The 21,026-nt window shown below is 57.8% G+C and carries 22 protein-coding genes and 2 pseudogenes; 14 read left to right on the top strand and 10 right to left on the bottom strand.

From position 1 onward, the window contains the following. The first annotated feature begins 174 nt into the window (after window positions 1–174). The 11 genes from ACWHY3_RS01690 to ACWHY3_RS01640 all read left to right on the top strand — a co-directional run bounded on the left by ACWHY3_RS01690 (window position 175) and on the right by ACWHY3_RS01640 (window position 8,208). Window positions 175–729: a phosphatidylglycerophosphatase A family protein gene (locus tag ACWHY3_RS01690; RefSeq protein ID WP_087719878.1), complete on the top strand. Its 555-nt coding sequence runs from the start codon at window positions 175–177 to the stop codon at window positions 727–729. Window positions 730–839: 110 nt separating this feature from the next. Then, window positions 840–1,505, top strand: a complete 666-nt coding sequence (locus ACWHY3_RS01685; protein WP_087719877.1) for a response regulator — start codon at window positions 840–842, stop codon at window positions 1,503–1,505. Beyond that, window positions 1,492–2,799, top strand: a complete 1,308-nt coding sequence (locus ACWHY3_RS01680) for a sensor histidine kinase (RefSeq protein ID WP_143543288.1) — start codon at window positions 1,492–1,494, stop codon at window positions 2,797–2,799. Before ACWHY3_RS01685 ends, ACWHY3_RS01680 begins: the two co-directional genes overlap by 14 nt. A gap of 96 nt (window positions 2,800–2,895) precedes the next feature. Beyond that, window positions 2,896–3,351 carry a DUF411 domain-containing protein gene (locus ACWHY3_RS01675; protein ID WP_081919659.1) on the top strand — a complete coding sequence of 152 codons (456 nt, stop codon included), beginning with the start codon at window positions 2,896–2,898 and terminating at the stop codon, window positions 3,349–3,351. A gap of 100 nt (window positions 3,352–3,451) precedes the next feature. Then, window positions 3,452–3,946 (top strand): cupredoxin domain-containing protein, encoded by a 495-nt coding sequence (locus ACWHY3_RS01670; RefSeq protein ID WP_087719875.1) that lies wholly within the window; start codon window positions 3,452–3,454, stop codon window positions 3,944–3,946. A gap of 48 nt (window positions 3,947–3,994) precedes the next feature. Continuing rightward, window positions 3,995–4,306 (top strand): DUF1153 domain-containing protein, encoded by a 312-nt coding sequence (locus ACWHY3_RS01665; protein WP_035410216.1) that lies wholly within the window; start codon window positions 3,995–3,997, stop codon window positions 4,304–4,306. 17 nt (window positions 4,307–4,323) lie between these two features. Beyond that, complete coding sequence (locus ACWHY3_RS01660; protein ID WP_087719874.1) at window positions 4,324–5,121, top strand: IS3 family transposase; 798 nt, start codon at window positions 4,324–4,326, stop codon at window positions 5,119–5,121. A gap of 3 nt (window positions 5,122–5,124) precedes the next feature. Beyond that, window positions 5,125–5,598: a copper resistance protein B gene (locus tag ACWHY3_RS01655; RefSeq protein WP_087719873.1), complete on the top strand. Its 474-nt coding sequence runs from the start codon at window positions 5,125–5,127 to the stop codon at window positions 5,596–5,598. Window positions 5,599–5,630: 32 nt separating this feature from the next. Continuing rightward, window positions 5,631–6,185 (top strand): cytochrome b, encoded by a 555-nt coding sequence (locus ACWHY3_RS01650; RefSeq protein WP_087721111.1) that lies wholly within the window; start codon window positions 5,631–5,633, stop codon window positions 6,183–6,185. Window positions 6,186–7,019: 834 nt separating this feature from the next. After that, a complete protein-coding gene (locus ACWHY3_RS01645) occupies window positions 7,020–7,145 on the top strand; it encodes a hypothetical protein (RefSeq protein WP_332780038.1) in 126 nt (41 codons plus the stop codon). 47 nt (window positions 7,146–7,192) lie between these two features. After that, window positions 7,193–8,208, top strand: a protein-coding gene (locus ACWHY3_RS01640) for an IS630 family transposase (RefSeq protein ID WP_144408607.1) whose coding sequence is annotated in 2 segments (ribosomal slippage) — window positions 7,193–7,579 and window positions 7,582–8,208 — 1,014 coding nt in all. Because the reading frame shifts where the segments join, the coding sequence is not laid out codon by codon here. 616 nt (window positions 8,209–8,824) lie between these two features. Here ACWHY3_RS01640 and ACWHY3_RS01635 read toward each other — a convergent pair. Beyond that, window positions 8,825–10,204: an IS1380 family transposase gene (locus tag ACWHY3_RS01635; protein WP_399590022.1), complete on the bottom strand. Its 1,380-nt coding sequence runs from the start codon at window positions 10,202–10,204 to the stop codon at window positions 8,825–8,827. A gap of 110 nt (window positions 10,205–10,314) precedes the next feature. Then, window positions 10,315–11,226, bottom strand: a pseudogene (locus ACWHY3_RS01630) (IS481 family transposase); the annotation flags it as partial. Between the two features lie 266 nt (window positions 11,227–11,492). On the opposite strand from ACWHY3_RS01630, the gene ACWHY3_RS01625 reads away from it, so the two are divergent. The 3 genes from ACWHY3_RS01625 to ACWHY3_RS01615 all read left to right on the top strand — a co-directional run bounded on the left by ACWHY3_RS01625 (window position 11,493) and on the right by ACWHY3_RS01615 (window position 14,896). Then, window positions 11,493–12,422, top strand: coding sequence for a chromate resistance protein ChrB domain-containing protein (locus ACWHY3_RS01625; RefSeq protein ID WP_228234024.1), 930 nt, complete (start codon window positions 11,493–11,495; stop codon window positions 12,420–12,422). 2 nt (window positions 12,423–12,424) lie between these two features. Beyond that, window positions 12,425–13,879, top strand: a complete 1,455-nt coding sequence (chrA, locus tag ACWHY3_RS01620) for a chromate efflux transporter (RefSeq protein WP_228234025.1) — start codon at window positions 12,425–12,427, stop codon at window positions 13,877–13,879. A 90-nt stretch (window positions 13,880–13,969) separates the two neighbouring features. Further along, window positions 13,970–14,896, top strand: coding sequence for a DUF1259 domain-containing protein (locus tag ACWHY3_RS01615; RefSeq protein ID WP_448127432.1), 927 nt, complete (start codon window positions 13,970–13,972; stop codon window positions 14,894–14,896). Window positions 14,897–15,002: 106 nt separating this feature from the next. On the opposite strand, the pseudogene ACWHY3_RS01610 reads toward ACWHY3_RS01615, so the two are convergent. The 8 genes and pseudogenes from ACWHY3_RS01610 to ACWHY3_RS01575 form a co-directional block, all read right to left on the bottom strand. After that, window positions 15,003–15,347, bottom strand: a pseudogene (locus ACWHY3_RS01610) (Tn3 family transposase); the annotation flags it as partial. Between the two features lie 216 nt (window positions 15,348–15,563). Further along, window positions 15,564–17,624 carry a DNA topoisomerase III gene (locus ACWHY3_RS01605; protein WP_448127431.1) on the bottom strand — a complete coding sequence of 687 codons (2,061 nt, stop codon included), beginning with the start codon at window positions 17,622–17,624 and terminating at the stop codon, window positions 15,564–15,566. A 70-nt stretch (window positions 17,625–17,694) separates the two neighbouring features. After that, a complete protein-coding gene (locus ACWHY3_RS01600) occupies window positions 17,695–18,114 on the bottom strand; it encodes a hypothetical protein (RefSeq protein ID WP_087721068.1) in 420 nt (139 codons plus the stop codon). Continuing rightward, window positions 18,101–18,307, bottom strand: coding sequence for a hypothetical protein (locus ACWHY3_RS01595; protein WP_087721067.1), 207 nt, complete (start codon window positions 18,305–18,307; stop codon window positions 18,101–18,103). The genes ACWHY3_RS01600 and ACWHY3_RS01595 overlap by 14 nt, the downstream gene beginning before the upstream one ends. 6 nt (window positions 18,308–18,313) lie before the next feature. Next, complete coding sequence (locus tag ACWHY3_RS01590) at window positions 18,314–18,886, bottom strand: hypothetical protein (protein ID WP_087721066.1); 573 nt, start codon at window positions 18,884–18,886, stop codon at window positions 18,314–18,316. A gap of 58 nt (window positions 18,887–18,944) precedes the next feature. Continuing rightward, the gene (locus tag ACWHY3_RS01585) at window positions 18,945–19,439 is read right to left on the bottom strand and encodes a single-stranded DNA-binding protein (RefSeq protein ID WP_075563461.1); all 495 of its coding nucleotides are present in this window, start codon (window positions 19,437–19,439) and stop codon (window positions 18,945–18,947) included. 110 nt (window positions 19,440–19,549) lie between these two features. Beyond that, window positions 19,550–20,080, bottom strand: coding sequence for a DUF3158 family protein (locus ACWHY3_RS01580; protein WP_448126570.1), 531 nt, complete (start codon window positions 20,078–20,080; stop codon window positions 19,550–19,552). An 86-nt stretch (window positions 20,081–20,166) separates the two neighbouring features. Beyond that, window positions 20,167–20,934 (bottom strand): PFL_4669 family integrating conjugative element protein, encoded by a 768-nt coding sequence (locus ACWHY3_RS01575; protein WP_448127430.1) that lies wholly within the window; start codon window positions 20,932–20,934, stop codon window positions 20,167–20,169. Between the last annotated feature and the right edge of the window lie 92 nt (window positions 20,935–21,026).

Below are 21,026 nucleotides of genomic sequence, written 5' to 3'. Positions count from 1 at the left end.
TATGCCAAAAAAATCAGGTGGTTGGCGACATGCCATCCGCAGCCACCTGAATAGTTACGATGCTTCATTGTATTGACTTCCGGTCTACCGAAAACGAAGATCGATATCGACTTTCGTTTTAGCAAGTCTTGCTCCTGATCGCAAGCCAACCCCCTCCTCTCATGGATTAGACAGATGTTGATAGAGAATGCGGTCTTGCTGGTAGCGACCGGCTTTGGCCTGGGATGGATATCCTGGGCACCGGGGACAATCGGGTCGCTGATCGGTGTGCCGTTGGCCTGGTGGCTGACACATCACTCGCCGCAACGCCGGGTTGTCATTCTGTCGGTACTGCTGGTCACGGCAGTGCCAATTTGTCATTGGGCTTCAATCTGGCTCGGCGGCGGAGATCTCTCCCAGATCGTCGCCGATGAGTACCTGGCGTTTCCGATCGCCATGCTCGGAATCACGGTGGCGCGCCGTGCCTGGACGATGGAAGTGGCGTTCGTGTTATATCGGCTGTTCGATGTCACTAAGCTATTGCCCATTGGCTATAGCGAAGCCATCGGTGGCGGCTTGGGTATCGTGCTGGATGACGTTATGGCGGCATTCTTTGCATGTATTGTGCTCTTTGTGGGGCTTACCCTGTGGCACCGTGGCATTCCAGGTGAAGCGATGATCCTGCCACCGTCACGCAAAAAACGGTCGATCGAAATGCCTGAGATGTGGCTTCGGGGAGGCGTCAGTTGAATGAACACCGAATTGGGATAAATCACGATATCCGGCGCCTTCCGGATTTTCAGGAACCATTCAGGAACCGGCTGTATCTTCGGCAAACAGATTCAGTCTCTCGATGAGCCATGAGAATATTACTGGTAGAAGATGATGAGCTGTTGGCGGAAAGTTTGGCAGAGCTTCTGGATGATGCTGGCTACCGCACCGACATTTCACCTAGTAGCCGATCGGCGTCTGCGCTCTCGGCTAGCGAGGAGTACACGCTGGTCATTCTGGACCTTGGTTTGCCGGACGGCTCCGGGCTGAGTCTCCTCTCCGACTGGCGGGACGCTAAGTGGTCTGTGCCGATACTGATTCTGACCGCAAGAGATAGCTGGATGGATAAGGTCGAAGGGCTTCGCGCCGGCGCCGACGACTACCTCACCAAGCCTTATCATGAGGAAGAGTTGCTGGCGCGCCTGGAGGCCTTGTTGCGTCGTCGAGGTAGTCATTTTTCCTCCCTTCTGGAGATCAACAATCTTCGGCTCGATGAGGCACGCCAGCAGTTCAGTCTGGATCACCAGGAGTGGCAAACACTCACCTCCACCGAATTTCGGCTTCTGCGCTACCTGATGCGCCACCCTGATCGCGTTCACTCCAAGCGACACTTGCTCGAACAACTCTACGCGCTCGAGCAGGATGCTGCGACTCCCAATCTCGTCGAGGTCTATATCGGCAGACTACGTCATCGGCTCGGACGTGAGCGCATCGTGACGCGCCGTGGTGAGGGGTACATGCTTGTCTCGGTTTAGCCGGCGAAGCCTACGCCTCCGGTTGCTGGGTAGCCTGGGCATTGCGGCGCTGATCGTCGTCGGGAGTACCTGGGTACTGCACGGACTGCTGCTGGACCAGTTGGCACGGAATTTTCTCGCCGATCGCTTACAGCAGGAATCCGAACTGGTCGTGCGCCGATTGCGCCTCGAGGGCCCGAGTGCCCTGTCGCTGCCACCTGATTCCAGCCCCGCCGAAACCTTTCACCACTTCTATCAGTTGCGGACCAACGGCCGTGTCTACGCGACTCACGATGCGCTCGAGACATTGCCGACCGGGGATACAGAAGGCGCGCAACTCTTGCAGTGGCGCGATCATCGACTGCTGCTGTGGCGAACCGGATTGATGCTTGCCGGCGAACCCGCCACATTGACGGTCGGCGAAGACTTCGCCGGCATCGAGCGAGGACTGACACGCCTTCACTGGTGGATCGGTGCAGCGGCCATGGTGCTGCTGTTGCTGTTGATACTGCTCAACCTGTTCGCGGTCAATCATGCTTTACGCCCGTTCGGTCGGCTATCGCGCCAGCTCATCGAGCTGCAACGCGGCGAGCGCCGCCGCCTGGACATCAAAACCGTCTCCGAGCTGAAAGCCCCCATCGCTCAACTCAATACCCTTCTCGACGAACATGAACGTCGTCAGCAGCGCTCGCGGGAGTCACTGGCCAACCTTTCTCACGCGATCAGGACGCCACTAACGGCGGTCATGCAAGCCCTTCGCTCAAAACGAGCCCTGGATGATCAACGTCGTAAGCAGATTCTGGCTCGTCTCGACGACATCGATGAAAAACTGGAGAGCGAACTACGCCATTCGCGTATCGCCGGCCAGTCTACAGGACAGCAACATACCGGCATGGCAGAAGTCATTTCCATGCTGGAAATGTTTCGTACCCTCTACCCCGATCGCATCTTCGTTCTCGATGACACCGCCGTCGTCGATTTCCGGATACCGCTGGAGCGTCAGGACGGCATGGAGATGCTCGGTATCGTGCTCGACAATGCCGGTAAATGGGCGCGCCAACGCGTCGAGCTTACGCTACTTCCCAAGCCCTGTTGCCTAAGGCTCGAGGATGATGGCCCGGGGGTTCCGGATATCATGCTCGAGCGCCTGGGCCAGCGAGGCGTCAGGCTTGATGAACAACATCGTGGCCACGGCCTGGGGCTCTCCATTCTGTCACAGCTCACCGAACGCTACGGCGGTCGTGTGACCTATGGCCGTTCACGACTGGGCGGGCTGCGGGTCGAAATCACGTTACACCCTGGCTCGGCACCGTGAAGATACTTTTCTCGTTTTGGCGGATCCATTCAGCCTCTTTTCAGCTTACCCACGTTTACTGTTGGCGAAGGCTCATGAACGCTCCGGAGATTCGTCATGCCAAGCAGAAACATCGCATTGTTGTTATCCGCAACATTCATGCTGGGTGCCCAAGTGGCCCACGCTTCACTGCCCGACCAGGCGACACTCTATAAAAGCCCTTCCTGCGGTTGCTGTGCCGCTTACGGCGATTATCTGAAGGAACGTGGTGTCGATGTCAAAGTCGTGGAAACCACCAACCTCGGCGAAATCAAAGAACGCCTTGACCTTCCTCATGGACTCGGGAGCTGCCACACCCTCGAGATGGGGGGCTACGTTGTCGAGGGCCATGTCCCCGGCGCAGCGCTCGATCGGCTTTTTGCCGAACGTCCAAGCGTTCGCGGTATAGCCCTGCCCGGCATGCCGGCTGGCACACCGGGGATGCCCGGCGATCAGGCTCGGGCCTTGAACGTGCATCAGTTCGACGATAACGAAACTCAAGTGTTCATGACCCTGCCGATATCGGCAGGTTGATTCTGGCACCCGGCAATCTGGTTTTGGTATCCGCCGGCCTCGATCAGCGGGCGAAAACATCATTTTTAAATATCCTTTCTCATAACAGCGGAGCTTTTTGATGAAATTCCTGTTTTTGCTTTTCACCTTGACTGCCGTCAGCGCCTCAGCCTTGGCAGATACCGGCCACGGTCAGTCACACCAAAGTGAGCCCGCGCCCAGCCGAACTATCGATATTCAGGCCGGAAGCATGTGGTTCGACGCCGACAAACTGCAGATTGAACCCGGTAAGACGGTACGTTTTCGGATCGAAAACGTATCCATGATTCCCCACGAATTTTCTATCGGCAGCGGCCGCATGCAGCAGATGCATCGAGAAATGATGCAACAGGGCGGAGACCATCACGGCGCTGAAGGCAGCGATAAGATGATGGGCGATCATCACAACGGCATGATGGATCACGGTGAGACCCAAAGCGCAGCCGTCACCATAGCGCCGGGCGAGACCGAGACACTGATCTGGACCGCACCCGAGCAGGGCGACGTCATCGAGTACGCGTGCTTCCTTCCCGGTCATTACGAAGCCGGGATGAAAGGAACCGTCACCTTGAAGTGACCCCCTCCAGAGCTGCACAGGCTATAGTGCAGTCATCAGGAGGACAGAATGAGCGACGATACCCCCATCAAGCGGTGGACCGCGAAGCGCAAAGCGTCCGTCGTCATGGACATCTTCAAGGGCAAGACCACGGTCGCGGAGGTCGCGCGACAGCATGACCTCACCGTCTCCGAGGTCGAAGGCTGGATCGATGAAGCCCAGCGCAACATGGAAAACGGGTTCAAGGCCCGCCCCAAGGATATCCGCGAGCAATACGAGTCCGACCTGCGGGAAACCAAGGAGGCGCTGGGCGAGGCCCACTTGCAGATCTACGCACTAAAAAAGTGGCGTCGCCTGCTCGACGAGGACGAGAACTCGTAAGGTCGCTGCAGGCGGAAATGGCCCAGGAAGGCCAAGTGGTCTCACTGGCCAAACTTTGCCGCTGGCTGGGTTTTCCTCGGCGCAGTCTGTATTACCGGCCCAAGGCGCGGCAGCGTGTCGTTAATACGGATCTGACGGCCCGGGTGAAGCTGACGCTGGAACGCTTCCCGAGCTACGGCTATCGCCGGCTAGCGTGTGTACTGGGCGAGAACCGCAAGCCGATCCAGCGCATCCTGCAACTCAAAGGCTGGCAGGTGCGCAAGCGGCCGCAAGGCTTCCGACCTCGCGCCAGACGCTTGCCGTCGATCACCTCACGACCCGATGAGCGTTGGGCCACGGATCTCACTCACGTGTGGTGCGGTAAGGATCGGCGGGCCAGCCTGGCGGTCATCATCGACTGTTGCACGCGTGAGATCCTCGGTTGGCGATTATCGGACAATGGCAGCAGCAAGACAGCGGAGGCTGCCCTGGAAGAAGCATTGATTTATCGACTGGGGGCACTGGGGCGCGTTCAGCAGCCACTCGCACTTCGCTCCGATAACGGGCTCGTCTTTAGCAGTCGCCACTACACGGGCACGGTGAAAGCCTATGGCCTCACGCAGGAATTCACGACACCGTATACACCGGAACAGAACGGGCTTGTCGAGCGTTTTTTCCGATCCTTGAAGGAGGAGTGCATCTGGCTTCACCGTTTCGAATCGCTGGGCCAAGCCAGGGTCGTGATCAATCGCTGGATCCGGTACTACAACGAAGAGCGGCCACATCAGTCTCTGGACTACGTGGCACCCCGAGCACACCCCGCATTAACGGCGTAGGGTGTGCAGAAACCAGGGGGTCATTACACCGAAAGCAGCGATCTCCAGTTGCTCTATAGTCGCGCGATAAGCCCGTTCTGGAACTTGCAGACGGGCGTGCGTCAAAGCTTCAATCCGGACCCTGATCGACGCTTCGCGGTCGTTGGCTTTCAGGGGCTGGCACCTTTGATGATGGAAACCGACACTGCGTTATTCGTCAGTGACGAGGGTGATGTCAGCGCAAGCACCGAATTCGAATATGAAATGCTACTCACTCAGCGATTGATCCTGCAACCACGACTGGAGCTCTCAGCATCGTTCCAGGATGTTCCCGAGTACGACATTGACCGCGGTTTTAACAGTAGTGAGATCGGTCTTCGTCTGCGCTACGACCTGATGAGGGAGCTAAGCCCATACGTGGGGGTTAGCTACGAACGTAATTACGATGATGATGAGTCAACAACTGCCTTGGTAATGGGTCTGCGCGCCTGGTACTAAAAGTCCAAGTTTTACATTAAGGGAGGATCACGATGTCATCTTTTCCATGGAGGGATACACCTGCTTACTACGGTCGAATCAGCCGCTGGCTACACTGGGGTATTGGCGCTCTGTTGCTATGGCAACTTGGCGGGATGGCAGCAAAAATATTATGGGGACACCCACAGTGGGTACAAGCCTGGCTTTCGACCCATCAACCCCTGGGCACGCTGTTGATGGGCTTGATTGTACTTCGCGCACTTTGGGCACTATTCAACTTACGCCACCGCCCAGCTCACGTCGGCAAGTTAGCCAAAATCGCGACTTTGTCGCACTTATTGCTCTATCTGCTAATGCTGGGAATACCGGCTCTCGGGCTCTACATGACCTGGCTCGGTGGTCAGCCCTTCGCACCTTTCGGCATACCTTTATTCGACGGCGGAAGCACCCAAGGTCCTCGGATGATGCAGGCTCGCCAGTGGCATGTCTGGCTTGGCTGGACCCTGCTGGCGCTGATTGTCGGTCATGCCGGTATGGCACTGCTTTGGCACGGCCTGATACGCCGGGATGGTACTCTTAGCCGCATAGCCGGGCCCCGGCGCCGCTGATCTAGCGTCAGTTCGAAGCAAGATTTCGAAGATATTCGGATGAAATAATTGGTAAAGCTCCCTGTTTCCAATCTTTTGATCCTCTTGAAGAGTCGATGGATCGGACCGAAAATACTTGTCGGACTCAGGGAGACTCATGCAGGAAACCACGAATGCCGTCTCATCGTCATAGGTGTGACGTATCCATCATGGTTTGAGGGATTCTAGTCGGTGTCCTTTATAATTCGATAGTTTGCATATGGATCCCGTGCGATCGTGTTAGACAATGCGGCCTTTCCCGATCCTTATGTTCGTCAAAATGCAGGACAAATGCAGCTATCATTCGGAAATTGGAAGACTCACTCGCCAAATAAGCTAACCAGTGCCGCTCTGCTGGTCGGTTCTTCAAGATTTATTTGCTGGCAACACGGCATCCCCTTCCCTCTACCGGCTACCGGCTACCGGCTACCGGCTATAGAAATATCATTTCCTATGCACCAAACCTTTTCAGTCATTTTAAACACCGTTAGTGGTCTGAATCTTCGAGCAGATTCGAGAAACGTTCGAAATACAGAGAGGCTATAAAGAAACAGAGTTTAACATAAGTGGTGCTATCATAGGTCGGACGAGGTGTCGTGGCATGAACATCTGAAGATCTATCTAATTTGGTGAAAGGATTGCAATGTGATAGAACAAGCAGAACCGCAAAGAAAACATTCACTTAGTGCAATTGACTTACGCCATCCCATTACCGGATTCGCTTTTCAAGTTTATCCATCAATATTCGTATCGTTTTCAGCTCCAGTTCAGATTCGTCGCACATACTTAGGCTGTACCAACTTTTAGGAGATTGTCATGAACCGTGGAATTCAAGCATTGACCTTAGCGCTTGCCGTGGCTATCACTGCCCCCGCCTTTGCCGCTCCGGGACATCAAGATACAGCGAACAAGATATTACAAGAAGGTAAGTACCTGATCTAAAGTTTTCGTGTAATATCCATGCCAGGATTTCTGACACGGACAGAACCATGGAAAAACGCTTCGTTGCCCCTCTCACTGAACCTGAACAACAGACGCTGACCTCCGCCTATCACCATGGCGAGAAGCGCGCTCTCCGTCGTCGGGCGCATGCCATTCTACTGAGTGACCAAGGCCATACTATTAACCAAATCAGTGAGATACTTCAGGTTCGCCGCGATGCCGTATCACGATGGTTCAAGCAATGGGAAGTGTCCGGTTTTGATGGTCTCATCGACAAACCGCGTAGTGGACGAACACCCGCCCTCGATGAACACGATCACAAGCGACTGCAAGCGTTGGTAGCCGAGCATCCCCATCAGATTCGCGCCTTACAGGCTCGCTTTCAAGAAGAGACCGGCAAGTCTGTCGCCACGGTGACACTGCGCCGGGCGTTGAAAAAAAAAATGGTCATAGCTTCAAGCGCATTCGGCATTCACTCAAGCCCCAGCGTGACGAAACGGACTTTCGCAAAACGCAAGGCCTGATGAAAGCGCTTCACGAGCAAGAGGACCAAGGCGAGCACGAGCTCTATTACTTTGATGAATCAGGTTTTTCACAAGCGTCGTCGGTGCCGTATGCGTGGAGCCCTATCGGCAAGCCCTGGGAAGTCACTGCCTACTCCCGCAGCCGAAGGCTAAACGTGCTGGGATTCTTAAGCCGAGCCGGAAAACTGGTCTATCACACGACAACCGAGACAGTGACCACGGAAACGGTCATAGAAGCGTTTGACCAGTTTGTGATCCAGAAGGATCCAGACACCTTCGCTGTTGTGGTGCTCGACAATGCCAGCATGCATCGCTCCAAGGCCTTTAGGCGCAAGAGGGTGGAGTGGATGTCGCAACGTGTGCATCTGATCTATCTGTCTGCCTACTCACCAGAGCTGAATCTGATAGAGATTCTGTGGCGGCAGATGAAGTACACCTGGCTGCCCTTGAGTGCCTATCTCTCGTTTGAACGTCTACGTGAAGAGGTACACCGCTTACTCGGTGGTTACGGAACTGATCACGCGATTAATTTTGAATAGGCACTTATCTCTTCTACCCAGCAGTTAGCGAGCACCTCCGTTCGCTACCAAGTCCCGGTTGATCGGGCTGGGAAGCTTTACTTAAGCAGCGAACACCTTGCCAGCGATTCAGGCCAATCAATGGTAATCGAAGCTGCATTATACAACTCTGCTGATCAGCTACTAGCTAGCGACACCGACAACAGTGGACACTTCATGATCACCGAGGACGTAACACCGGGGCAGTACTACCTTGAGATAAAAGGTTCTGCACTGGGCAGTGTCAACGAGTCAAACAGTCGTTACAACATACACATGGGATTTGAATAGCTGTCGGGTCCCGTGTGATTAACCACCCGCCTGGTAAATAAGTCAGGCCGTTTAGTCTGCCATTCTTTCATCATCCCGCCTCATTCACGAGGGTGCTGATTGAGCGGTCTGAAGGTACTGACTGGTGGCATCGCTTATCAGGATCGGCTTCTTCAGCGCGAATAGCTGTTGAGTAATGCCAAAACGCTGAAATTTCCCCGCTTCCTTATAGCTCTTTGGAATCAATGGCGACCGTCCAAGCAGCCGTGATCGCCGCCCGCCGCTCCGGTCGCTCGCTTTCTGATGCTGTGGTGGTCTCGCAGAAGCGTCAGCTCAGTGCGGTCAGCTTCGGCAGCCCCTTCAGCAGCGTCGGCCACCACTTGTCGGCGGCGGCACCCAGATGAACGGTGATTCGCCGAGCGTGCAGTCTCAGCGTGGCGGCGACCTTCAGCACCTGCTCGCGCATCCGGCTGAGGCTCCAGCCTTGCCGGGTCTGCCGCTCCAGCAGGCAGCGCAGGCCATGCAGGACCTGGTAGGCGTAGAGGCTGAGCAGCAGGCTCACCTCGTTGCGTGCCATCACGTCCTGAACGGTGGAGGCGCCGCGATCGGTCGACGAGAGGTGCACGTCGAGCGCCGACTTCACCTCGCCCATGTGCGCCTCGGCGCTGCCGCGCTTGCGGTAGAGCGCCAGGACCTTCTCCGGCGGCCAGTCGAACTTGCCGAGGTTGGTGACCAGGAAGAAGGCATGCAGCAGCAGGTCATCGGGGCGTTCCTGCACCACCAGCACCACGCGACGCGGTGCCGACCAAGAGCCCGCTTGATACTCCAGATCGTGGCACCACTCGCGAGGCTGCTCGGGTGGCCGGCCGGGTGGCCGCTTCAGGTGCGGTGCCGCCAGTTTCTGCAGGCCGGAGTGACTGCGCAGTCGGCCCAGGTACTCGATGTCGCACTCTTCCAGGGCCTCCAGCGTCGCGTTGTCGGTGAAACCGGCGTCGATGCGCACCCGAACCTGGGCGCCGGTGCTCTCGTTGAGTCGCCGCACCAGATGCGGGATCCAGGTGTCGGCGTTCTCGGCCGGGCCGGCGTTGCCCTCGCGCAGCAGGCCGCCCACCATGTCGCCGGTTTCTGCCAGCGAGGCGACCAGCGGTGAATAGATCCGCGCGCCGTACAGGCCATGATAGGCCGAGCCGCCCTGGTGGCCGTGGACCTCGATCGGCAGGCCGTCGATGTCCAGCGTCAGCTGCTTGGGGCGCTCGCCGTTCTTCAGCGCGGTCAGGCGCCAGATCACCAGTCGCAGCAGGCCTTCGTGCACGGCATCGATATTGTCGCAGCGCCCGAGGCAGGTCAGCAGCCGCGACAGCGTGGCTTGAGAGGGCCGGTCCTGGGCCAGGGGCGTTGTCCCGCGCGCATCGCTGCAGGCCAGCTGCCAGAGCGGATCACGGCGCAGCGTGTCGGTATCGCTGAGGTCGATCCAGCCCATCGCACGCTGCAGCACCAGGGTACGCAACTGGCTGGCCAGCGAATGAAGGATGCGCAGCGGGTGGCGTCGATCGACCAGATTGTCTTCCAGCGCCTCAATCACGCCGCTGTTGTCGAGGGCCTCACGCAACAGCAGAGCGCCGCTGTCGCTGGTAGTGCGCTGGCCGCTCAGCTCAACACGGACAGCGCCGTTGCATGAGGGCGTCCAGGTGGATAGGCTTTCACCCATAGCGGATGGCTCTCTTGGTTCAGATTCTTGGCGGAACACACTGAATTTTCAAGAGAATACCATCCGCTATCTTCGTTTTCGGGCCGGCCTCATGAATAAGCCGGGATCATCGCAATAGGTGATTGATGGTGCAGTGCCTTCTGCGGGATGTGGTGATTGTACAGCCAAGTGTAGCGTTTCAGCGTCTGTTCCAGGTCCTCGCCTGAGGCATAGTGCCGAGTCGCCAGCACGTCGCTGATGCGGCCGTTGAAGCGCTCCACCATGCCGTTCGTTTGCGGCTTTCCCGGCTTGATCAGGCGGTGTTCAATGTCATGTGCCTGGCACTCCTGGTCAAATGGATGCCGGCCGCTGGGCTTGCGCTCACCTGCACGTGTGAAGCGATCGGTAAAGGATTTGCCGTTGTCAGTCAGCACCGTCTGGATCTTGAAGGGCGCCTTCTCTTCCACCTGCTTCATGAACGCGCGAGCATCCTTCGCGGACTGACTGCTTCGGATCTCCAGATACACCCAACGCGTGGCGCGATCGATGGCGACGTACAGGTAGCGTTTTTGCTCCTCATCGGGCATCTGAGGCAGGTGCTTGATGTCGATGTGCACATACCCCGGTTCGTAGTCTTTGAAGGGCTTGTGCCTCGGCTTCTCGTCATCTCCGACGTCCTGCCGAGCCAGTTCCGCTAGTGTCGGCACGTCGCGCCGCTGGAGCATGCGATGCAGGCCGGAGCGAGACAACCGGGAGTTCAGGAACTCACGCGCCACGACGAGGAGATCATCCAGACCGAGGCGAAGGAATTCGCGCGCTGCGATCAGCACCTCCTTCTGCTCGGGCGTGAGCGTGGCCAGCAGGTTGTGACGCGTGTGCGATCGATCATGGACATCGTCACGGTACCGCCAGCGCCGTATGGTCGTGGTGGCGACACCATACTGGCGGGCCAGCTCGCTATCCGTGATGCTGGAGGGCGCTGCCTGGATCTCGGCACGGATCTTCGGTGTCGTGGTCGCTTGTTTATGCAGCTTGATGTCCATGAACTTGCTCCCGGATGAATTGCTGAAGAAGCTCCCTCGCTGCTAGCAGAGGATAACTTCTATAGGCGATCTGATCATCCGGGACCCTACAGTATCCATTTACAACGCTGTTCATCTGGAGTTCCCTTTTCTTTTCGGGGTATCCGGATTAACTGGTTGATTTCGCCAAGAGCAGTGAAGCGACAAGATAGAGCCGTCATCGGAAGATCTGGTTTACATAGAGACATAAGTAGTGCTTGCTACAAGGTTGTAGTAGTCTCTACACTATGTCATGGTTATTGTTGATTCTGTCTCTCCCCACCGAGAACGCGACGGTGCGTATGCGAGCCTGGCGTTCCATCAAGGCATGGGGCGCGGCTTCGCTCCGCGACGGCGTCTATCTGCTGCCAGCCCGCCCTGATCATGTCGAGAAGTTGGAGGCAGTAGCTCACGACGTCCGTGAGGCCGGGGGCATCGCCCATGTGCTACCCACTGACGGCCCAGAAGCCCATGAATTCCCCACCCTGTTCAATCGCTCGGACGACTATGGGGCGTTGCACTCGGCAATCGCAGAACTACGGGCAACACTGGTGCCAGAATCGGCAATGGAGGTCATGAAGGAGACGCGCAAACTGCGCAAACGCTTTATACGATTGTCACAGATTGACTTTTTTCCAGGCGCTGCACGTGATCGGGTCGACCGAGCGTTACAGGAACTGGAAACTGACGCCAATCGGGTTATGTCGCCAGATGAACCACTACCTGCTGCAGGCTCTATCGCTCTGCTCGAACGTGCCGATTACCAGGGCAGGATCTGGGCAACGCGTCATCGGCCCTGGGTGGACCGCCTGGCCAGCGCTTGGTTAATTAAGCGATTCATCGATCCCAAAGCGCGCTTTCTGTGGTTGGGTTCTCCAGACGACTGCCCCGAGGAGGCGCTGGGCTTCGATTTCGACGGGGCTACCTTCACTCACGTGGCTGACAAGGTCACCTTCGAGACGTTGCTGGCGAGTTTTGACCTGCGCACGGTGGCGCTGCAACGGATCGGGGAGCTGGTGCACTACCTCGATGTGGGCGGCCATCAGCCACCCGAGGCCGCGGGGGTTGAGTGCGTATTGATGGGCCTCCGCGAGTCCCACAGCGATGATGACCAGCTATTGCTGGCTGCCAGCGCGGTATTCGACAGCCTCTACACAAGCTACACAAAGGAGAATTAACCATGCCGGAGTCCTCCCGTTCGACCCCCTCACCCGACAGGCCCCATCAAGACACTGCCGTGTCCTCGGATGGCAACCTCAACGAATTCGGCCACCAGATTTCGTTCGGGGAAGCCGTGCGTGTGTGGCTTCGGATCGCAATCCTGAGTTTCGGTGGTCCGGCCGGCCAGATCGCCGTCATGCACCGTATTCTGGTGGATGAAAAGCGTTGGGTCAGTGAAAGCCGGTTTCTGCATGCCCTGAACTACTGCATGGTACTGCCGGGGCCGGAAGCCCAGCAGTTGGCGACCTATATCGGCTGGCTGCTGCATGGTGTCAAGGGCGGCCTGGTGGCCGGCAGTCTGTTTGTGCTGCCGGGATTCCTGAGCATCCTGGTATTGAGTGTGCTCTATGCCGGCTTTCAGGAAGCGACGCTGGTGCAGGCGCTGTTTTTCGGCATCAAAGCCGCGGTGCTGGCGATCGTGATACAGGCCGTTATCCGAATCGGCAAACGCGCACTCAAGAATGCCTATATGTACGCATTGGCGGCCGCTGCCTTCATCGCGATCTTCTTGTTTGCCGTGCCCTTTCCGCTGGTGATCCTGACTGCCGCGCTGATCGGTCTACTGGGGCGACATGTGGACCCTGAGCGTTTCGTGGTCATCAAGGGCCATGACACGCCCGAGGATGCCGGACGGGCCATCGATGCCATGATGGATGGTGGCACCGCACACCATACCCGAGCAACGCGCAAACGAGCGCTCAAGGTGCTCGCGGTCTGGTTGCCGCTGTGGTTCACACCGCTCGTTGTCCTGGCTGTGACGCTGGGCTATGACGATGTCTTCACCCAGATCGGGCTTTTCTTCAGCAAGTTGGCGGTCCTCACCTTCGGTGGTGCTTACTCGGTGTTGGCTTACATGGCTCAGGAGGCCGTGCAGAATTACGGCTGGCTTGCACCTGGCGAAATGTTGGATGGCCTGGGCATGGCGGAGACCACGCCCGGCCCGCTGATCCAGGTGGTACAGTTTGTGGGCTTCATGGGCGCCTTCCGGGACTCCGGACCACTCGATCCCTTCACGGCGGGTATTCTTGCGTCAGTTCTGGCGACCTGGGTTACCTTTATTCCCTGTTTCCTGTGGATCTTCCTGGGCGCGCCCTACGTAGAAAAGCTGCGCGGGAATCAGGCAGTGAGCGCGGCGCTGTCGGCGGTAACCGCCGCCGTCGTGGGCGTCATGCTGAACCTGGCTATCTGGTTCGCCGTACACGTCGCCTTCGGTGAGGTGGATACGGTTCGGACCTTTGGCATGCAGCTGCTGGTGCCGACATGGGGCAGTGTTCAGATCGCCAGTGTCGTGTTGGCCTTGGGCGCTTTTATCGCCATGCTGCGCTTCAAGGTGGGCATGTTGCCGGTGATTTTCGTCAGTGCGCTGCTGGGTATTGTTTACTACCTCCTATTTGGAGGCGCTCCGATCCTGTAAGCGGCAAGCCGAAGAGGTCAGTATCCGGCTCGTCAATTTGAACCACCAACAACGTGGACGACCCCCCAAGTTGAACAATGGAGAACAGTTATGAGAAACCATCCGCTCAAGATACTCATCATTGCGTACGCCCTACTGGTGCAAGCACCCATGGCCATCGCGGATGCCTCCAGTGGCCTCGATCCTGACGTCGTTAGCAAAGCTGCGGGCACACCGGTGACGGTCAAACCTGACGGTGTCGTACGCATCGGCTGGCAACGCGACGACGTGCCCGTCATGGTAGACGGGGTGACGCTCCCGACGCCAGCTGGCCTGGGCAGCTGGGCTGCCTTCAAGTCAGTACCGGATGGTGGCGTGATGCTGATGGGAGACACGGTGGTGTTCGAGGATGAAATCACCCCCGCCATGGACGCTGCTTTCGCCCATGGCCTGGAAATCACTGCTCTGCACAACCATTTCGTGTTCGACCGTCCGCCTGTTTACTTTATGCACATTGGCGGCCATGGGCAGAGCGTCGAAAAGCTTGCCCAAGGCGTCAAGGCCATGTGGGACGCCATCAAGGCAGTGCGCAAGGAGCACCCCGCCCCTGTGGAACGCTTTCCCGGAAGTTCGCCCGAAATTACTGGAGAGTATGACACCGAGTCACTGGAAACCATTTTGGGTGCCGAAGGCAGTCTCAATAGTCAGGTGCTGAAATTTACCTTTGGACGTAACAGCACGATGCACGGAACAGAATTCGGCGCATCAATGGGACTGGCCACATGGGCGGCGTTCTCGGGGAATGAGGATCAAGCTGTTGTCGATGGGGATTTCGCCATGACGGCGAAGGAAGTCCAGCCTGTCATGCATGCTTTACGGCGCGCGGGCATTCATATCGTCGCCCTGCATAACCACATGGTAGGCGAGACACCGCCCTATTATTTTCTGCACTACTGGGGCAACGGCGATCCTGAGAAACTGGCACATGGGATTCGTTCCGCGTTGGACGCCCAGAAAAACCTCGACACTCGGCATTAACAGGGCATGACGTCGATTTCTTACAGTTCACACCAAGCTTGAGGTATCCCCCCGTCCTGGGGATGCCTTGAAGCAAATGCGTTTATAATTTGTGCTGCCTGACCTATTATTTTTCATCAATAATGCCAAGCTCATAAAGTTGGCGATCAACTGGGCGCTTCAAATCCAGCGAATAATCGCCGAACCGGTTGATATGGCTGGTTCGATAGGGGGAAAGAGCTTTCAGCACCTCTTCTGACAAAGGAATCCCGCCTGCGGACATTTCCCGTAGCACCCGAGTCAAGGCCTCTACATTGTGTAGAACCAGCATGTTTGCCACCAAGTGGTTGTATTTGACAACCTTCTGCTGCTCATGACGAAGATTGGCGGTGATGGTGCCGTCACTACCGAAAAAGCACCATTTGGCAAAGCCATTGAACTGCTCATTTTTATTGGTGGCCGAATTCATTGAGATTGCCATCCGAAGATACTGTGGCGTCCTGTTGGAGTCTGTTGGGTCGAGCGGCCGAGTGAGAGGGCTCCGGCATGATTACTTCCCCTTTGCGTAGGTTGTGTACAGGCTGTCAAACACTTGGTTGGCAGCCAGCAATAGTTGGTCATCATCAGTTACGACCTTATTGTAGTGAGCGCTACTGATATATCGATATCAGCAGATATCCCGATGACCTCACTCTCCCCTGATAAAATCAATCAGCAAATCCGGATACCCTCTTTTCGCTGCTTGCTTCGTGGCATGACGTTGGCGCGTTATTTTCATAATTGCCTTCGTTCCATCGCAGTCGGGATAGCGGGAGCATGACCAGAAGGGGCCATTGCTGCTCTTGCGCTTGCGCATTTTCGCCTGACACTTGGGACAGGTTTCGCTGAGTGCCTCGGGCAGATTCAACTGAGGCTGCTGGAGCGCGATCTCAATAAGCTTATCGAGCAGCACGCTCTGTCGCTCCATGAAATCATCCAGCGTCATTGTCCCCTCGGCCACCTGGTCCAGCGCCTGTTCCCACAATGCGGTCATCCCAGGGTTGCTGATCTGCGGCGGTAGCACCGCGATCAGCCCCTGCCCCACCGGGGTCGAAACGATCGTACGCCCCTTCTTGCGAATGAACCCTCGCTTGAGCAGTATCTCGATGATGCCGGCACGAGTCGCCTCTGTGCCAATACCGGCGCTCTCTCGCAGCCTAGCGCGCAGACGTTCGTCAGTGACGAATCGGGCCGCGTTCTTCATCGCCGAGATCAACGTGCCTTCAGCGAATGGCTTCGGCGGCTGGGTCTGGCGATCCTTCACCAGGAGATCCACGACCGTACAGCTTTCCCCCTGACGGAGAGGCGGGAGCGCCTGCGCGCCGGACGCTTCCTCCTCCTCGTCATCACCGTCCTGCCCTTTGCCCTTCCCTCGGGGGAATAGCGCTTTCCAGCCCTCGACCCGCACCTGTCGTCCCGAGGCCACGAACGTCTCACCAGCGAGATCCAGACGCGCATCGGTCTGGTCGTACTCATGGACGTGCAGGAACTGCGCCAGATAGTGCCGACGGATAAGATCGTAAACCCGGAACTCCTCCTCGCTCATCCGATCGATCCGGCAGGGGGCTGTGGTAGGAATAATGCCGTGGTGAGCGGTAATTTTGCTGTCGTTCCACACGCGACTTTTGAGCGTCTGGTCCAGTCGATCGATGACCGGGGAGAGCTTCTCGTCCGAATGCAGGAGCGCCGTCACGACGGCCCCGATCTCGGACAGCATCGATGTCGGCAGGTAGCGGCAATCGGTACGCGGGTAGCTCGTGGCCTTGTGGGTCTCGTAGAGGGACTGGGCGATGTCGAGCACCTGCTGTGCACCGAAGCCGAAGCGCTTCGAGCACTCCTGCTGCAAGGTGCCCAGGTCCATTACCAAGGGCGCGCCCTCACGTTTGCGCAATGTCTCGACGGATGCCAGCGTAGCCTGGCCGCTCTGGCACCGGGCCGCGATCGTCCGCGCCGCCTCTTGATTGATGCAACGGCCTTCCTCGTCGAGCCAGTTGGCGTTGGCAGGCAGCCACTTCGCCTGGAACGGACCACCCTGCGGCTGTAGGTTCGCCACCACATCCCAGAACGGCTTGGGCACGAAGCTAGCGATCTTCTGATCCCGTCTCACGACCAGAGCCAGCGTCGGCGTCTGTACGCGGCCCACCGACAACACGCCCTGATGGCCCTGTTGCTGAGCCAGCACCGAAAACGCACGAGTCAGGTTCATGCCGACCAGCCAGTCCGCACGGGAACGACCCAGGCCCGCCTGGTACAGCGGCCAGGTCGACTCCCCAGGTCGGATGTTGCTCAGGGCCTTGCGAATCGACGCTTCATCCAGCGCCGACAGCCAGAGGCGGGAGACGCGGCCCTGGTAGCGACAAGCGTCGAGGATCTCGCGCCCGATGGTCTCGCCCTCCCGATCGGCGTCGGTGGAGACGATCACCTCGCTGCACTGCTTGAGCAGCCCCTGAATCACCTTGAACTGCTTGCCGGCATCCTTGCGCACCGTGTTCTTCCACTGCGTCGGCCGGATCGGCAGCGTGTCTAATGACCAGCGCTTGAGCGCCGGATCGTAGGCTTCGGGAGGGACCTGTTCGAGGAGATGACCAAAGGCCCAGGTGACGACGACGCCATCGCCCTGCAGACAGCCATTGGCTTTACGCGTCGCGCCCAGGACCGCACCAATATCGCGCGCCTGAGAGGGTTTTTCGCAGAGGAACAATCGAGACATGACACCGGGCCTCACAGAATGTGTATGGCCTCAGCGTGACGAGCTGGATCAGGGGATTCAGCTGGGAATGTTAATCGAGCTGGAGCAGATAATGCGCGTCGTCGATGATCCAGGCTTCCGCATTGCCATGGGCAGCACCGCGCGTGTTGTCTTCGGCCACACAGGCGATCTCAGAGTGTCGTGTCAGCGCCAGGGCCATTCGCTGAGCCAACGGTCCATTGAACGGAATGTCAGCATCGAGCCAGAACCACTGCGCCGTGGAGGCGTTATCGATGGTGATGACCTCACCGCTGAGCCAGCGCATGGGGATCAGGTAACGCCCCTGACCGGGCTTGAGAATGGTCGGTTTGAGCAACGTGCCATCGGGGGCGAAACGACATGTGACCGCACCGTCGATGACAGCCTGAATGTCCGACTCGATCAGCGGGCGATGTCCCAGGCGCGGGCGAATGAAGAACCGTTGATAGACCGCTGCCTCAGTCTCTTTCATCCTTGAGCATCCCCAGGTCGATCCATTCGACGATCGTATCGGCGCTGATACCGTACTCGCGCATCAATGCCTTGAGCTGAATACGAAACTCGACGACACGGCCAGTCGCCTGCGTACCGTCGAGTTCCCGGAGCATGTTGCCCAGCTGTTCATCCAGGCTCCAACCATCCTTGATGGTGAAGATGTTGGGCATGAGCAATCAGTCTAACGCGGCCTTGAGACGCTGTGTCAGCGCAGACTCCATGGCATTGCCATCGAATAGAGTTCGCTCGTCGGCCGGTGCCCAACTGTAGTGGATGCGCGAGCCCGCGCCACTCTTCTCGATCTGAACCCGCTGCAGGATCGAGTATCGTGTCCCTCCAACGGTCTGCCGTCCGTAATCACCGAGATTGTAGTAGGCCCCCGGGGTGCGGTCGTGCTTCCAGGCTATATCGCCCATCTGCATTTTTGCAGTGGTGCTCTCCGGGCTCTCGAAGTCATCGGGGGATCGGAACCCCATCGCCGACTTGATCCGAGCGTAAGCGGTATCGACGTCGACACGGGAATCGATGTCGACCGATCCGCTCTGGCTACCCAGACTTGTGGCATCGACCGCTTCCCCCTCGGCATTGGTTGCCACTTTCTGCGGCGTTTCGTTGGGATCGTAGTTCAGCGGCTCGCCGGTCACGGGATTGTTGAAACAGGTCACGCAGACACCGTTTGAGTAATAATGATCCTGCGCCGCGCAGCCCGCCAGTGCCACCATCCCCACTGCCACCACCCAGTGTTTCATCCCAGCACTCTCTTTGTCTGTTTGATGATAGAGCCTTCCTTCGAGTCAGCGAGCCCGCTCATTCCGAATAGCTCGGATCAGACCCCGCCGGGTTATCCCATTCACCTTCCGGTCCAGCGGCTTTAGGATAAGCTCCCTGTTGCGGAGCCTGGGACGATGAAGGCTGCCGTGGCGCTTGCTGGCCCTGTGCCGGCTCGAGCTGAACCTGGGTGACGCGGAAAGGCAGGATGCCGATGCGTACGGCCTGCACCTTGAACTGCGACCGGTTATTACCTTCTCCGTCCCGCCATTCGTCCAGCACCATTCGGCCCGATACCATGACGCGCAGTCCCTTCTGGTACAGCCGAGCCCATTGCTCGACATCGCGATGCCATATCTCGACGTTCGCCCAGAAGCCACCCTTGTCGACGTTGCCGGTATCGGTCGGCACCGGATTATCGAATCGGACGTTCAGTCGCATGACGCCACGCGATGGCTGATTGCCATTGGGGGAAAACATTTTCACTTCTGGATCCGAACCAATGTTCCCCTCGCCCATGAAATGCGTGCTCATCTGAATCTCCTGAATCGAATGTATGCCCGACTACAGTGGCCGGGAGCGGCAAAGGACGTCAGCGAGAAACGTTAAGGCCGGTTGCGAACTATTCCGAACCGTTGCAGATGTCAGACCATGGCCTCGATCTCGCCGAGATCGCTCAGCAGGCGATTTAGGCGATCGACCTGTCGAGTCGCCGCCGCAACTTTGGCATTGAAGATCGCGCGCTCGGTCTCGATCTCGACCAGTTGACGCTTCATCCCCACCGATATATCGCCGAACTGGAGCACGGCTTCGAGAAGGCGTCGCCCCATCTGGGTCTGCGCCTTGTCGCGCCATTGCACTGCGCGAACTCGTCCACCGCTGTTGTTGTGTGGTTTGAGCCAAAGTCCCGCCTGAACCACCGTGCGGTTGTAGCGATTGGCAAAGTCCGCCGCCTCCTGCCACATCCGACGACACTCCGCATCCAACTCATCCCGAAATCGAAGGATCTCCCCTTTACCCTTAAAGGGTTTTAAAAGGCCCTTTGCGTACTGATTCAGTGCAAAGTCCTGACGCTGTTCCAGTGCAGTCATCGCGCTCGCGGTCCTTTCCTGTTCTCGTTGCAGATACTTGGTTGCCCCCTCCGATCCTGCGGGGAGTGTTTCCAGTGGAATCACCCCGGCCTGGTCTCGTTGAAGTGATTACAGTGGAATCACCCTAACCTGCTCTTGCTGGAGTGATTCCCCCGCATCACCTTGCAGCATTAGTCCTCGGATTCTCCGAGCTGGGGCAGCAACTGAGCGTCGTCTAGATCCGCGCCTTCGAGCTTGTGATCCTGATCACTGCCGGCCAGCTCGGCTCCCTGGCGTCGGATCGTCGGTGCAAACTCACTGCGGCGCGTCCCTTCAAAGATGTCCTGCGGTAGCTCGCCGTACTTCTCGAGAGCGTTTCGGGCCTTGGCGTTATTGGCTGCGAAGTCATCACGCGTCGCCCCGCTGAACCCCGGAAACTTGACCGGCGCGTAACATAGCGATCGCAGGGCGTGGCCGCCCTGATCGCGAATCATCGCGCCACGCTGCTTGTTGCCCAGCAGTCCAATGTGATGGGCCAGCAGCACATCGCGAACGATGCTGTCGTACTGCATCAGCAGCATGACCGCCTGCCAGCCCATCTGACCTCCGGTGAACACGGGCGTCACGAACGGTTGCTGGCTGACGTTGCGGCTGACATCGAGCCCCTCCGGGATCTGCTTCAGAACCTGGCTCACTCGCTTTTCCAGTTGATGGAGCGATTGTCGGGTCTCGTCGATCTTCTCCTCGAGCATGAGCAGCCAGCTGTCGGCGTAGGGATCGTCCCGGCCTGCTGCCTGATGGACACGTCCGGCGAGCGACAGAAACTGTTTGAGACCGACCACCTGTGGCTTGCCGCTTTCGACACCGCGTCCGTGCCAGGCAAGCACTGCCGGATAGGTATGCAGAGTCATCTCGATTTTGCTGCGTAGCTGCCCTACACGGGGCTCAGCGCTGGCCATAATCACTCCTGAATCGTCGATGCACTGGATGGGATGCCAGCATCAAGGCTCGACGAGCGTCGCCCTATCGAAAACGTTAAACGCGATCGCAA

This window comes from Salinicola sp. NYA28a (assembly GCF_976982775.1).
This window is presented reverse-complemented; position numbering and strand designations above follow the sequence as displayed.

Excerpts from the sequence above, each read along its gene's own strand:
- ACWHY3_RS01690 (WP_087719878.1), top strand. The coding sequence starts at position 175 with ATGTTGATAGAGAATGCGGTCTTGCTGGTAGCGACCGGCTTTGGCCTG.
- ACWHY3_RS01685 (WP_087719877.1), top strand. The coding sequence starts at position 840 with ATGAGAATATTACTGGTAGAAGATGATGAGCTGTTGGCGGAAAGTTTG.
- ACWHY3_RS01675 (WP_081919659.1), top strand. The coding sequence starts at position 2,896 with ATGCCAAGCAGAAACATCGCATTGTTGTTATCCGCAACATTCATGCTG.
- ACWHY3_RS01670 (WP_087719875.1), top strand. The coding sequence starts at position 3,452 with ATGAAATTCCTGTTTTTGCTTTTCACCTTGACTGCCGTCAGCGCCTCA.
- ACWHY3_RS01665 (WP_035410216.1), top strand. The coding sequence starts at position 3,995 with ATGAGCGACGATACCCCCATCAAGCGGTGGACCGCGAAGCGCAAAGCG.
- ACWHY3_RS01660 (WP_087719874.1), top strand. The coding sequence starts at position 4,324 with ATGGCCCAGGAAGGCCAAGTGGTCTCACTGGCCAAACTTTGCCGCTGG.
- ACWHY3_RS01650 (WP_087721111.1), top strand. The coding sequence starts at position 5,631 with ATGTCATCTTTTCCATGGAGGGATACACCTGCTTACTACGGTCGAATC.
- ACWHY3_RS01645 (WP_332780038.1), top strand. The coding sequence starts at position 7,020 with ATGAACCGTGGAATTCAAGCATTGACCTTAGCGCTTGCCGTGGCTATC.
- ACWHY3_RS01635 (WP_399590022.1), bottom strand. The coding sequence starts at position 10,204 with ATGGGTGAAAGCCTATCCACCTGGACGCCCTCATGCAACGGCGCTGTC.
- ACWHY3_RS01625 (WP_228234024.1), top strand. The coding sequence starts at position 11,493 with ATGTCATGGTTATTGTTGATTCTGTCTCTCCCCACCGAGAACGCGACG.
- chrA (WP_228234025.1), top strand. The coding sequence starts at position 12,425 with ATGCCGGAGTCCTCCCGTTCGACCCCCTCACCCGACAGGCCCCATCAA.
- ACWHY3_RS01615 (WP_448127432.1), top strand. The coding sequence starts at position 13,970 with ATGAGAAACCATCCGCTCAAGATACTCATCATTGCGTACGCCCTACTG.
- ACWHY3_RS01605 (WP_448127431.1), bottom strand. The coding sequence starts at position 17,624 with ATGTCTCGATTGTTCCTCTGCGAAAAACCCTCTCAGGCGCGCGATATT.
- ACWHY3_RS01600 (WP_087721068.1), bottom strand. The coding sequence starts at position 18,114 with ATGAAAGAGACTGAGGCAGCGGTCTATCAACGGTTCTTCATTCGCCCG.
- ACWHY3_RS01595 (WP_087721067.1), bottom strand. The coding sequence starts at position 18,307 with ATGCCCAACATCTTCACCATCAAGGATGGTTGGAGCCTGGATGAACAG.
- ACWHY3_RS01590 (WP_087721066.1), bottom strand. The coding sequence starts at position 18,886 with ATGAAACACTGGGTGGTGGCAGTGGGGATGGTGGCACTGGCGGGCTGC.
- ACWHY3_RS01585 (WP_075563461.1), bottom strand. The coding sequence starts at position 19,439 with ATGAGCACGCATTTCATGGGCGAGGGGAACATTGGTTCGGATCCAGAA.
- ACWHY3_RS01575 (WP_448127430.1), bottom strand. The coding sequence starts at position 20,934 with ATGGCCAGCGCTGAGCCCCGTGTAGGGCAGCTACGCAGCAAAATCGAG.